This window comes from Levilactobacillus yonginensis (assembly GCF_964065165.1).
In the GTDB taxonomy this organism is placed as follows: domain Bacteria; phylum Bacillota; class Bacilli; order Lactobacillales; family Lactobacillaceae; genus Levilactobacillus; species Levilactobacillus yonginensis_A.
Window position 1 is genome coordinate 468672 of the sequence record NZ_OZ061549.1, and the last position, 12378, is coordinate 481049.

14 protein-coding genes are annotated in these 12378 nt (G+C 46.4%); 11 read left to right on the plus strand and 3 right to left on the minus strand.

The annotated features are described in order from the left end of the window. Positions 1-454: 454 nt before the first annotated feature. A complete protein-coding gene (locus AB3Y94_RS02280; protein ID WP_367294946.1) occupies positions 455-589 on the plus strand; it encodes a hypothetical protein in 135 nt (44 codons plus the stop codon). Here the strand turns inward: AB3Y94_RS02280 and AB3Y94_RS02285 are convergent. Continuing rightward, on the minus strand, positions 586-1227 hold the full coding sequence (locus AB3Y94_RS02285) for a hemolysin III family protein (RefSeq protein WP_367294947.1): 642 nt from the start codon (positions 1225-1227) through the stop codon (positions 586-588). The genes AB3Y94_RS02280 and AB3Y94_RS02285 overlap by 4 nt on opposite strands. Before the next feature lie 153 nt (positions 1228-1380). On the opposite strand from AB3Y94_RS02285, the gene AB3Y94_RS02290 reads away from it, so the two are divergent. From AB3Y94_RS02290 to AB3Y94_RS02310, 5 genes are all read left to right on the plus strand, one after another. Continuing rightward, the gene (locus tag AB3Y94_RS02290; RefSeq protein ID WP_367294948.1) at positions 1381-2232 is read left to right on the plus strand and encodes a DegV family protein; all 852 of its coding nucleotides are present in this window, start codon (positions 1381-1383) and stop codon (positions 2230-2232) included. A 69-nt stretch (positions 2233-2301) separates the two neighbouring features. Next, positions 2302-3225, plus strand: a complete 924-nt coding sequence (locus AB3Y94_RS02295) for a GDSL-type esterase/lipase family protein (RefSeq protein ID WP_367294949.1) — start codon at positions 2302-2304, stop codon at positions 3223-3225. Positions 3226-3240: 15 nt separating this feature from the next. Then, positions 3241-3846, plus strand: a complete 606-nt coding sequence (locus AB3Y94_RS02300; RefSeq protein WP_367294950.1) for a YpmS family protein — start codon at positions 3241-3243, stop codon at positions 3844-3846. A 24-nt stretch (positions 3847-3870) separates the two neighbouring features. Then, the gene (locus tag AB3Y94_RS02305) at positions 3871-4092 is read left to right on the plus strand and encodes a YozE family protein (RefSeq protein WP_125681297.1); all 222 of its coding nucleotides are present in this window, start codon (positions 3871-3873) and stop codon (positions 4090-4092) included. A gap of 359 nt (positions 4093-4451) precedes the next feature. Beyond that, the gene (locus AB3Y94_RS02310; protein ID WP_367294951.1) at positions 4452-5420 is read left to right on the plus strand and encodes a hypothetical protein; all 969 of its coding nucleotides are present in this window, start codon (positions 4452-4454) and stop codon (positions 5418-5420) included. A gap of 92 nt (positions 5421-5512) precedes the next feature. Here AB3Y94_RS02310 and AB3Y94_RS02315 read toward each other — a convergent pair whose 3' ends face one another. Further along, positions 5513-6685, minus strand: coding sequence for an IS256 family transposase (locus AB3Y94_RS02315; RefSeq protein WP_367294952.1), 1173 nt, complete (start codon positions 6683-6685; stop codon positions 5513-5515). Between the two features lie 545 nt (positions 6686-7230). Next, entirely contained in the window at positions 7231-7830 is a 600-nt protein-coding gene (locus AB3Y94_RS02320) for a hypothetical protein (protein ID WP_367294953.1), read from the minus strand. Between the two features lie 423 nt (positions 7831-8253). Between AB3Y94_RS02320 and AB3Y94_RS02325 the strand changes: the two genes are divergently transcribed. From AB3Y94_RS02325 to dprA, 5 genes are all read left to right on the plus strand, one after another. Then, the gene (locus AB3Y94_RS02325; protein ID WP_367294954.1) at positions 8254-8688 is read left to right on the plus strand and encodes a hypothetical protein; all 435 of its coding nucleotides are present in this window, start codon (positions 8254-8256) and stop codon (positions 8686-8688) included. 51 nt (positions 8689-8739) lie between these two features. Beyond that, positions 8740-9183 carry a hypothetical protein gene (locus AB3Y94_RS02330; protein ID WP_367294955.1) on the plus strand — a complete coding sequence of 148 codons (444 nt, stop codon included), beginning with the start codon at positions 8740-8742 and terminating at the stop codon, positions 9181-9183. Positions 9184-9701: 518 nt separating this feature from the next. Further along, positions 9702-10565: a ribosome biogenesis GTPase YlqF gene (ylqF, locus tag AB3Y94_RS02335; protein WP_367294956.1), complete on the plus strand. Its 864-nt coding sequence runs from the start codon at positions 9702-9704 to the stop codon at positions 10563-10565. Further along, positions 10558-11343, plus strand: coding sequence for a ribonuclease HII (locus AB3Y94_RS02340; RefSeq protein WP_367294957.1), 786 nt, complete (start codon positions 10558-10560; stop codon positions 11341-11343). The genes ylqF and AB3Y94_RS02340 overlap by 8 nt, the downstream gene beginning before the upstream one ends. A gap of 28 nt (positions 11344-11371) precedes the next feature. Further along, positions 11372-12253, plus strand: a complete 882-nt coding sequence (dprA, locus tag AB3Y94_RS02345) for a DNA-processing protein DprA (protein ID WP_367294958.1) — start codon at positions 11372-11374, stop codon at positions 12251-12253. Positions 12254-12378: the final 125 nt, after the last annotated feature.

A 12378-nucleotide genomic window follows, 5' to 3' on the forward strand; every position in this document is an offset into this window, starting at 1 on the left:
TCCAAGCTCGTCCCGTGAGATAAGTTCGGTGACCCACCGAACTTATCTCACCACCACTGCGACCACCACGCCCGGCAACCTGCGGCTACATCCGAGTTTAAGTGCACGACTGATAGTTCAACTCGTTTAACGGTATCTGTTCAATCGATTCAAAGTGGTATGAATGGCTATCTAACCCTGACAACCTGTATGTAAACCGCACTGACACAAATAAAAAAGGAGGGTGACGTTCCCAAAATTCAGGAATCCATCACTCTCCAAAACACAAATTCAAATTTCGTTAAAAACCTTGTCACCGTTATTTAACAACTATCAGTGGGAGTGCCGCTGATACTATGCCAGCTAACCTCAAACCTACGTTTCACTGCAAGAATCCACAATTTCAGCGGAGGTGGCCAGGGGTGGGGACGGCTGTGAGAATGGCGTTAACTAGCGTTTTTGGCTAGTTTAGGCCATGGGCGTATTTGAAGACACGGTATTTTCGTGGCTTCAAATCGAGCGAGAAGCCCGTTCTTTGGCTGAAGCGTCCTCACAGCAGGCGCCGCCCCTGGCCACCGAAGCGGCAATTTTAGCCACCATTACCAATTAAGCGTAGAACAGAATTGAGAAGTACATCAGACCAGTCCCCATCATCACAAACAGATGCCAGATAACGTGACCAAACGGCACACCCTTAAAGCTGTACAGCACTGCCCCAACGGTGAATGACACACCGCCGAAGAACAGGAGGGCAAACCCAATTGGCCCCAAACCCACGTACAACGGCTTGATACCCATTAGACACATCCAGCCCATCACCACGTAGATGACGGTGGAAACCTTTTGAAATCGGTTCAGCCAGATGGCCTTGTAGACGATACCGATAATGGCCATCGCCCAGATGATGCCGAACATGGTCCAGCCCAGCGCACCCCCAACCACCAGCAAGCTGTACGGCGTGTAGGTACCAGCAATCAGTAAGTAAATCGCGCAGTGATCAAATATTTGAAAGACGTGGCTCGCGCGGGTAAAGTACAAACTATGGAAAAGGGTTGAAGCGAGATAAAATAGCACCAGAATGGCTCCATAGATGGCGAAGGTCGTCATCCGAAGGGCGCCACCCTTACCGTGGGCCTGTAACAGTAAAATGACTAATCCGGCAATGCTTAAGGCAGCACCGATCCCGTGAGTGGCGGCGTTCAAAACTTCATTTACAATCTGGTAGGTGCGGCTGCGTTCTTTTGTCAAACCAAATCCTCCTTATACGGTGCATAACATTCATTGGGGGTCACAAACAACTTACTGAAAAAATCGACCAACTCTGCTATACTATTACCGTATGTTTCATTACGCATATTGTAGCATAAACCAAAATCTCTGGTCAGAAAGAGTGGGATACCCATGGCTAAAATTAAAATTGTTACGGACTCTTCTGCTGGTCTTACCGATCAACAGATCCAAGACTATAACATTACCATCATCCCGTTAACGGTCATGATCGATGATACGATTTACGTTGAACGGGAATCCATTACGAATAAAGAATTTATCGAAAAGATGAAGACGTCTAAGACGTTACCAAAAACGAGTCAACCGCCACTGGGTAAATTCGTTGAGACCTTTGACAAATTAGGGGAAGATGGCAGTAGCGTTATCTGCTTTACCATGCTGGCTGCCATCAGTGGCACGGTCCACACCGCCGAACAAGCCGCACAATTGTCCAAGACGGACGTTACGGTTGTCGACAGTCAGTACACCGATCAAGCACTCGCTTTCCAAGTGGTTGAGGCTGCTAAATTAGCCGCTGAGGGTGGCGACACGCAGGCCATCCTAGACCGCGCCGTTGCTGTGCGCGACCACACTAAGCTCTTCATGGGAGTGGTTACGTTGGAAAACATCCTCAAGGGGGGTCGGCTTAGCCGGGCCGCCGGTATGTTGACTTCCTTGCTCAATATCAAAATTGTTTTACAAGTTACCGGTGGGGAATTGAAGATTCGGGCCAAGGGCCGTGGTATGAAGACCATTGACCGGTACTTCGATAAAGTTTACGAGCAGATCAAGCAGACGCCAGACATTGTGGCCATTGGGATTTCTCACGTGGAAGCCTTTGACGCCATCGACAAGATTCAGGGTCACTTACACGAAATCTTGCCGGACAAGGATGTCCTGGTACGAGAGACCGTTCCGATCATCGCCACCCATGGTGGTCCGGGTGCCTTTGCTTTGATGTACTACACGGATCCTACCAAATAATTCAATAGACTAACGAGAAAAGGGGTGGCAATGCCACCGCTTTTTCTTTTTCCTGAGGGGGATAAACTGATGAAGCTTAAAAATTTCAGTAAGATTATTGGGGTAACCTTACTCCTGGTGTTGATTGTCCTAGCCGTTTTAACGTACTGGCATCCAGGAGCCCGAACTACTAGCTTTGGTACACAACCGACTGCTCGCCACCGCTCAACCGTTAGGGTCGTCGCTCTGGGGGACTCCCTGACACAGGGGGTCGGTGATACTACTGATAACCAGGGCTATTCTGGTCGGTTAAAGACCATGATTCATAAAAAGGACAAGGTCAAGGTCGTCATGCACAACTACGGTAAGTCTGGCGACCGATCCGATCAAATCGAGAAACGGTTGACCGACAGTCGTCAGCAACAACGCCAAGTCCGGCGGGCTCAAGCCATCGTCATGACGGTTGGGGGCAACGATTTACTCCAGACCTTGACCAAGAACGTAACCATTAACCAACAATCCCGGTTGAACACGCAACTGACGACTGCCGAAAAGTCCTATGAGACTAAGCTAAAGCACCTGTTGTCTACCGTTCGGAAATACAATCCGGACGCGCCCATCTATCTCTACAGCATCTACAATCCGATTTACGTGTACTTTGCCAACTTGGATCAAATCACAGATGCCGTAGATGACTGGAACGCCGTCACAACGCAGACGGGTCGGGACTTCTCGCACCTTTACATGGTCGACATCAGTCGGGACATGTCCGTTGGTCAGTTCAAATCAGCCACGCAACAGGCTAAGTTAAAGCGCCAGGCCCAACAAGCCAATGATGGCCAATTGTCGGCCAAAAGCTTCCAGGAACAGATCCTAGCCAGCAGTAGTAGCGACGAACTCAATAACCACCTCTCACCGGCCGACCATTTTCACCCGAACGCCAAGGGCTACGACCTGATGACCACCGCGGTCTTCAAACAGATGCAGGCTCACCAACAATGGTTAAATAAGTAAGGAGGAATTGGCTTCATGCAACGACATTCTCAGACAAAAACACCCACCCGAAATTGGTGGAAGTGGGGCTTCATCGCCCTGGTGGCCGTCATCCTCGTCACCTTCATAACGATGGGCGTCAAAGCGCTCGGTCCCGCCAACGTGCCCGCCACGGCGAAAGCGCCGGCGATGGAAACGACCAATATCAACGTGACGCTCAATAAGAAACAAGTCAACGCGTTGGCTGACTACTATGTAAATAAGTCGCTTAAAAATGAACCCCTTAAATATCGGTTCCAGGTGAGTGATCACGCGATGTTGACCGGATCCACCAAGGTATTGGGCGCCAATGTCAACTTTGTTTTACTCTTCAAGCCAACCGTGTTGTCCTCGGGAGACGTCCGACTAAAGGCCCAGAAGCTATCAATTGGCTCGTTGCCAGTTCCAGTTAGCTTCGTGATGAGCTACATTGCGAAGAACTATCCACTGCCTAAGTGGGTGGCGATGAACGTGAAGGAGCAGACGATGACCTTACACTTGACGGCCATTGGCAACGGCAAGAAGCTGTCTTACGCCGCTAAAAAAATCGATATGACAGGTGCCGGGAAGTTCGTCTTCCAGGCCCGCATTCCGAAAAACTAACGTCCTAAATAAAGGAGGATCGTCATGCCTAAAAGTTTTTACCAGTTTTTGATGACGGAACGGAACCCCGAGAGCTACGATCCCGTGGCAACGTTCGCCAACAACGCATTCCTAGACAGTTCGTTTCCTAAGCAAGAAACGGAATTTGATCCTCTATCAAAGTATCTTGAAGAAAACGCACCATACTTACCGTCAATGACCATTTTTGATGATGCTTGGCAAATGTACTTAGCGGCTTTAGCCTAGCCAAGCTGCGTCAGAATAGGGATTAAAAAAGCTCGCATTTGCGGGCTTTTTTCTTTGGGGTAAGTTGTAAGTAATGAATCTAATATGGCCTGACCAGGCTTGTTTAAACCAGCGAAGCCGATATTGACTTTTCCAGAGTGCTTCATTAGTATTAGCCATATACAGTTTTGGTATTAACAATATCTATACGATACAGAAAAGCGTTCGAACTTTTCTCGGGATATCTGTTTTTAACAGATGTGAAAAACTGAACTGGTGTTGAAGGAACTGGTACTGCTCAATCTAACAGCCCACACCTAGCGACACCAAGCCGGCTAAAATTGAAGTTATTTGCGAACAGGAAATGGAGGATTTCACTGATGAAGGTTAACAAATTGATTGTCTCGGCACTGACGATTTTAAGTGTTTCCACTATGGGACTCGCAACGGTTGCGTCCAATGCGGATACGGCGTTGGCGAAGACCAAGGCAGCAAAAATCGTTAAGACGACTACATATAAGGCTAAGCAGAAGGTTCACATTACCAAAGGAAGTCTATACACTACAGCTAAGCTCACGAAGGTTTCTCACAAGGCTAAGAATTATAGGCACACGACATTCTACCGAATCAAGAAGGCCAAGGTCGTTAAGAGTAACAAGAAAAAAGCTGTATACAATTACGTTAAATCTACGAATGGTAAGACCAAGGGCTGGATCTGGCACGGTTATGTGAAGACTGGCAAGGCTCCTAAAGCGAAGACAAGCGAAGCTGTAACCTCGAGTGCTAAGTCAAGTTCAAGCTCTTCTGTAAGCTCAAGTAATAAGATTAGTACGAGCAAGCTGAAGAGTATGAAAAAGATCATGAAGAATTCCAGTAATCCAGCAGTAATTAATAATTGGCTGCTTAAGCCTGGTAAAAAGGGCTCTGGAGCATTAACTGATTCTAAAGGATACTTGAAAGTTGCTAAGGGAACTCAAAAGTATATGTTAGATGATAGTGAATATGTTGGAACCTTGTCTAATGGGCACCGTGTATTGGGACAAACAGTCCATCAAAAATATGCGTTTGAAGTTATGCCTGGGATACATTCTAATAGCGAAACCTTTAGTAATTCTTCTAATCATTGGAAACTTTATTTTGTTTCTGGAAATGGCAAAAATGACAAGAAGATTTTGGCTGAACCACATATTGGGTTTAAATATGTTAGTGATTTGGATGAATCTTTGAAACCCGCTTTGGGCAGTATTCCTTTAAATATTAAATCTTCTTCTAATTCTATTTTATATAATTGGAAGACTAAAACTGTTTTAGTCAATAAAGTAGCGGCTGAAAGTGGATTGTGGGGATAATTAAACAATAGAAATCAATAAAAAATATTCTAAATTGTTAGGGAGTGTCAAATTTTTTGTGTAAATGGAAGTCCTCTCCCATTAGCTAGTTTCTAATACATGGATTCTAACGTGTCCTGAATTTGCTTAAAACCTCGATGCGTTCGCTCAAAATTTTGGCCGTTGTAGTCACGAATAACTGTGACCAGAACTCGTTCTAGCGCTGGTTCATTTGGAAATTGTTCTTTCTTCTTTGTCTGTCGTTTTAGCTTCTTGTTGAACGATTCAATGAGATTTGTGCTGTAGATGCTACTGCGTATCGCAGCTGGAAACGTGAAACAGGTCAAGAGATGAAGATTATCTTCTAGCTTGTTCGTTACTTTTGGATACGTCTTTTGCCACTTGTCTATGAAGTCAGCTAAGGCTTGTTTTGCGTCGTCCATGGTAGCTGCTTGATGGATCAGTTTGAAGTCGTTAAGAACCTCTTGTCGGTCCTTAGTTCGAACGTGAGCTTCAATGTTCCGACTGACGTGGATCAGGCACTGCTGGAGCTTAGCCTTAGGGAAGTGGTCACCAATTGTGTTGGTAAGGCCGACTAAGCCATCGGCCACGAATAAGAGGACTTCCTTTACACCACGCTGCTGGATGTCCACGAGAAGCTCTTCCCAAACGGTACTGGATTCAGTTGGAGCGACTTGGTATGCTAGGACCTCTTTCATTCCATTTGGTCGAATGCCAATGGCGATATGCACGGCTTCTTTAGCCACTGAGTCCCGGCGAAGTGGTAAGTATGTTGCGTCCACATAAATGACTGCGTATCGGCTCGCTAGAGGACGCGTTTTGAAGGCGTTGACCTGTTGGTCAACGACCTTCGTGAGGTTCGAAACCGTTTGTGATGTGTAATGAGCCCCATACATTTTCTCAATCAAATCCGCAATCTCACTAGTGGTAATCCCTTTTTCGTAGAGCTGGACAACAGTAGCCTCTAAGCCATCCGTTTGTCGTTGATAGCTCGGGATAGTTTTCGTATTAAAAATACCATTTCGATCGCGTGGAATCTCCAAATTTAATTCTCCATACTTAGTCTTAAAGGTCCGCAGATAATGCCCATTGCGTGAATTGCCGCTGTTAAAACCTTGGCGATCATAAGGCTCATAACCGAGGAACGACGAAAGTTCCTCGTGCATTAAATCATTGATGGCCGTTTCCAAATGTTGCCGAAAAACTTCATCTAAATCTTGCTTTTGTGCTAGTGCTGCCATAATTTCTTTGTTAAACTGAGTCATGGGGAAAGCCTCCTATGTCCTATGAAGTGAGTGTGGTTGCTAACTATCATAAGGGAGAGGCTTTCCCTTTTCAATTGCTTATTTTTCTATTTACACATAATTATTTAAACACCCAATTGTTAGGGCGTACTATATGCATGTAGATAAAAAGTAATGTATGTAGAGCTTGTCTACCATAAGGTCCAAAAATTCGAAACAAGTAGGTGAGGTGATAACCGCTTAGGTTGTCATCTGTACTAGTCCCTGTCAAGTTGATGGATGAAATACTATAATTTTTGTAGATGTGATTAAGCGGCTTCACCGCGGTATTCAACCGCGGTGGAGCCGTTTCTTTGGTTCTAAAATATCTGTTGTTGGTAATCAATCCATTTGATTACTGGCAACAGATATTTTAGAACCCAATGATTACGTTGAGCGGCTTTTTGACGATTGTTAAAAGACAAATAGCACCACTATCTGAATTAGAGAATAAGGGTACATAGAACTGCAGCAATGTGACCTAACAATCATGGTGTTCTTGGTATTGTGATAGCTCAGTTATTGAGTTAATCATTGGTTCCCAAGTTATGCCATTTCTTATTCGAGTACTTGTACGCAGTGATCTTCTTGGATGATACGACGTCCCATTTGTGTTTAGTAGGGATAACGTGACTGCCGTATTTAAAGATGACCTGCTTCTTTTGCGTTGGCTTGAGGTAGGAAGCAGTGCTATGGGTCTTTTTGTCGTAACTCGTGTTGAACTTCTTCATGCCATTGTAAGCTTCAACCCGATAGCCATGAAACTTCTTGTAGCGAGGGTGCTTACCTATTTGATACCAATTTGAGCCATGCTTTGTGACTGAATAGACCGCCTTGGACGAAGACTTATACTTCCCAGACGTCAAAACCCAATCATAGTTACTGCTTGGGCGTCCAAGCTTGTAATGGGCCCCTGGTAATATTTTGTAGGTAGCAAGAACCTTGTCATTCTTGTAAGATGGGTAACCAGGCTTGATTTTACTGACGGTAATCGGCTTGCGAATAGTTACCCAGTGGTTGATTGCCCAGTATTGCCTGAATGCTGCGGCGGCCGGACTGGGAATAGTTAAAAATAGGCTGGCCGAGAGGGTGACAGCCGCTAAGGTGAAACCTTTATGTAGATTCATTAGAATCGCTCCTTCATGCGTTACAACACTAATCATCTCGCGGTCAGCGTTCATAGAATTAGCTTACTATTTTGTGGACCTTTAGTAAATAGGGTTCGTAACCATATCCGGTAAATTATTTCATCTCGATAATATTTTCTAAAACAAAGTAAAATAAGGTGATAATTTAAATTATAAAGAAAAAAGTGAATCAAAGCACATGTTGAATCGATAAATGTATTGCAGTATTATTTATATAGACTTTTAAACAATTAACATTTTCACCTTCAATCGCATGTTCAAACTTTTCCATCGCCTCGAGCAGAAATCGAACTGTGGAAGTAACACTGGGTTTCAAGCAGTTAAAAACGAGCGGATAAACGGTAGTGGAAACAGTGGTTTTTAAAAGCAAACAAATTTACTTAGTTAAAGGGAGCAAAACTTATGAAGAAGTTATTAGTAATGGCTGCGGTAAGTCTATCAATTGGCCTGCCACTGGCATTGAATGCGCCAGCCACGGCTCATGCCGCCAAGTGGCACCAGGGGACGCCAAAAGTGTTGCGTGGCACTTGGGAACGCAGAGTTACGGTAGGTAAAGGAAAGTCTCAGTTTAAAGCAACAGATGGTGTGAAAATTATTAAGAAGGGACTGAACGCTTATTACGTGGGCGATCCGTTTGTTCTTGGCAAGATAAAGTATCAGAAGGCCAGCAAACATATCTATGTCCTTAAAGGCATTGAGATGATTAACTCATTGAAGCCCTACAAAGTTCGAGTTCAACAGGTAGGTAAGCGACTGAAGTATGTAGAATATTATCAGACCAAGACTGGTCAGTTCGATAAAATGGGTAAGATGGGCGCCTGGTTATCTAAAAAATAGGTGGCTGGTAGTTAGCAGTTGACTAGCTATTGTAGTAGGGGAGAATCTATCATGAAAAAAATATTGACAATCATTGCAGCTGCTTCGATGGGAATGGCATTAGGTATGCTGTCTCAGTCACAATCAACGGCTCAAGCGGCGAAGTACCATCAAGGTATGCCTAAGGCTCTACGCGGTAAGTGGATTATGCCTAAAAACGAGCGTTGGAAATTATCAAATGAAGACGGGGTTTTAAAGTATTTTAAGGTTTCAAACAGTAAGTTTATTGTGAAACAACCCGATACGAACGACACGTACTTGTCACCGCGTTACAAGAAAGCCTCTAAAGGGCACTACACGGTGCTGACACACTATAAAATCATCAGTACAATAGTCAAAGGACGCGTTTTTAAAAACAAAAACAATGTGAAAATGAAGTTTACCTTGAAGAAGGGACTATTGAGTATTAAAGGTAACAATAGTCTCTCTGATTTTCATTATCAGCGCATTAAGTAAGGGGCCAAGCACATAAATCTATTAGTAATTAAGAGTGCCCTCTTTATTTAGTAATCAGACGAAACTTTAGCCAACAGTGAAAAATCGCCCTCTATACCAAAGGGCAAGTCACTTTAAAAAGCTAACAGAGAGAATTGACTGCTGACAAAACACCTCGAACTGTTTAAAAGCGTTACCCGAATGGCATTCACATTCGGGTAACGCTTTTTTAATACAATGCTATGCGAGCCGAATGAGATGCTTAAAGCACAAATAGCGCCACTATCTGAAATAGAGAATAAATGGTAAAATAGACTAGTTACTCAGTTCTTCTGTTAGCTTTTAATTTACCTGCAAACAAAGCGGGTGAAGACTAGCCGTATCGAGCAATTCAGCATGAAAAACGAATTCATGAATTTGCCAAGAAAGTGGTATCGCAAACGGCTAGAATATGCCCGAAATAGAATGGACATATGGCAATTTTGACTATTTTAAGAACACCAAGGCGTCAAACCCTTGGTATCAAAGGAGAAAAACTTATGAGCATTATTCAATGGTTCCCCGGTCATATGGCCAAGGCCATCCGTCAAATGGAGGAAAACGTCCACCTTGTAGACATCGTTTTCGAACTGGTCGACGCTCGGATTCCCGCTTCTTCACGTAATCCCGAGGTGGCCCGCATTGCACGGGACAAGCCCCATCTGATCATCATGACCAAGAAGGACCTGGCCGATCCACAACAAACTGCTGCTTGGCAACGGTACTATCATTCTCAGAACCAAGCCGTCATCGCCATCGATTCCCGGGCCAACGTGACTCCCAAACAAATCACCAAAATTGCGGCTAGTATTTTAGCCGACAAGCTCGCGGCTGAAAAGGGAAAAGGCCTGAAGGAACGCCCGATGCGGGCCATGACCGTTGGGGTCCCTAACGTTGGGAAGTCTACGTTACTGAACCACCTGGTCAATCATAAGGCAGCCCAGGTAGGCGACACCCCTGGAGTAACTAAGTCCCAACAGTGGTTGCGTTCCAACAAAAACCTGGAACTGCTCGACACCCCTGGTATCCTCTGGCCCAAGTTCAAGGATCAAGAAACCGCTCAAAAACTAGCCTTAACTGGTGCTATCAAAGAAAAGCTCTATGAAAAAGATGACGTGGCACTCTTTGCCCTCAAGTTCTTCCGGAACTACCATCGACCAGCACTGATCGACCGGTACCGTTTGACTGACGCCGACTTAGAGTTGAATGATGTCGACCTTCTGATGAAAATCACGGAGAAGGTCGGCATGCGTGACGACTACCTTCGGGCTAGCGAACGTTTGATTCTGGACGCCCGCCACAAAAAGCTTGGTGGCTTCACCCTGGACCGGGCTCCCGAGGTAGGCGATACGCCCAATGACTAAGCAACCCAGCCTCAGCAGTTTGAAGCAGGACCTTGCGGATGTCACTAGCCTAGCTGACCCCCGTCTGGTTCCATTAGCGGCCGACTCACGCAAGGGGGCGCAATCCCTTCTGAATCAGATCAAACGCCGTGTCGCGAAAGCTGAGGCAGCAGAGCAGGCATTTCAGGAGCGACTGCACTACGAACGACCCCTCTGGGATGCCAATCAACTCGTGGCTGGTATCGATGAGGTCGGGCGGGGACCGTTAGCTGGTCCCGTGGTAACGAGCGCGGTCATCTTACCCCAGGACTTTGACATCCCCTTAGTCAATGACTCCAAACAACTAACTCCTAAAGAACGTGAGCACCTATACCCGTTGATTCTGGCTCAGGCAACCGCCGTCAGCATTGGCATCGGGAGCGCCCAACTGATTGATCAAATCAACATCTATCAGGCAACTCGAGTTGCCATGCAGCGCGCCGTCTTGGGTCTCGGCGTGGCCCCACAGCATCTCATTGTGGACGCCATGCAGATTCCCGTTGATCTCCCGCAAACGCGGTTGATCAAGGGGGACGCCAAGAGTGCCAGCGTAGCGGCCGCCAGCATCGTGGCCAAGGTCTACCGGGACCATCTCATGGACACCTACGACGTGCTATATCCCGGCTATGGCTTTACTAAGAATGCCGGTTACGGGACAGCGGAACACTTACAAGGTTTAGCCGACCGGGGGGTCACCCCGATTCACCGCCGAACTTTTTCACCAGTTCAAAAAATTATTGCCAACGAATCACGGAGTTAATCCTTAAAAGGGATAGGAGGTTGCAGCCATGCAACTGACACTTCGTGATTTTTTCATGCGTTTACCACTAATTCAAGGAATCGGTTCCCGCACGGCACTGGCCTGCTGGCGGTGGGTGGAACGGCACCCTGAATTGGCCGATATTGGTCCCACTGAGCTCACCAGCATGCTCGCAGACTTAACGCTCACCGCTCAGCGTTCTCAGCAACTTAAGACTAGTCTATTCACCGTGGAACTCAACCGGCAGGTCACTGAAAACCTGAAGCACACTGGGTGCCTGACCATCGTGGACGCAGCGTATCCCGTCCAGCTTAAAGAAACATTTAATCCACCAGTTGTCCTGTACTTTCTTGGGGACGTCCGCTTCTTTCAGGGACCTCAGTTGGCCGTCGTCGGTTCGCGGCAGCCCACACCGTATGCATTACGGGCCATGAGAATGTTACTACCGCCAGTGGTGGAACATCGACTCTGCCTGGTCTCGGGTCTGGCTCAAGGGGTCGACACCTTAGCACATCAAGTGGCTTTAGCCCACCGGGGTCACACCATTGCCGTGATTGGGACCGGCCTCGACAAATGCTATCCGGCTGCTAACCGCGACCTCATGGACTTGCTAGTTCGCGACCACTTGGTCCTATCCGAGTATCCTTGGGGGACGGCAGGGGCTCGCCATCACTTTCCCGAACGCAACCGCATCATCGCGGGGCTAGCGCAGAGCGTACTGGTGGTCGAGGCAGCGCATCATTCGGGCAGTCTGATCACGGCCAATATCGGCCTCCAGGAGAACCGCAACGTCCTCGCTGTTCCGGGGGCCGTCGACAATCCCAATTCGGTGGGAACCAACGAATTAATTTTAGCGGGAGCAAAACCAATCTTGAATCCCGAACATATAATAGAAGAATTTTTTAGTTGACAAGCGCCCCCGACTTGAAATATCATGTGTGGGATTACTAGTGAAAAAATTAGCGAACTTTTAGTTCGACTTAGAACCAAATCGATACGGTCACTGAATCCCGGTAGAGCGGGGTTTACACCTAT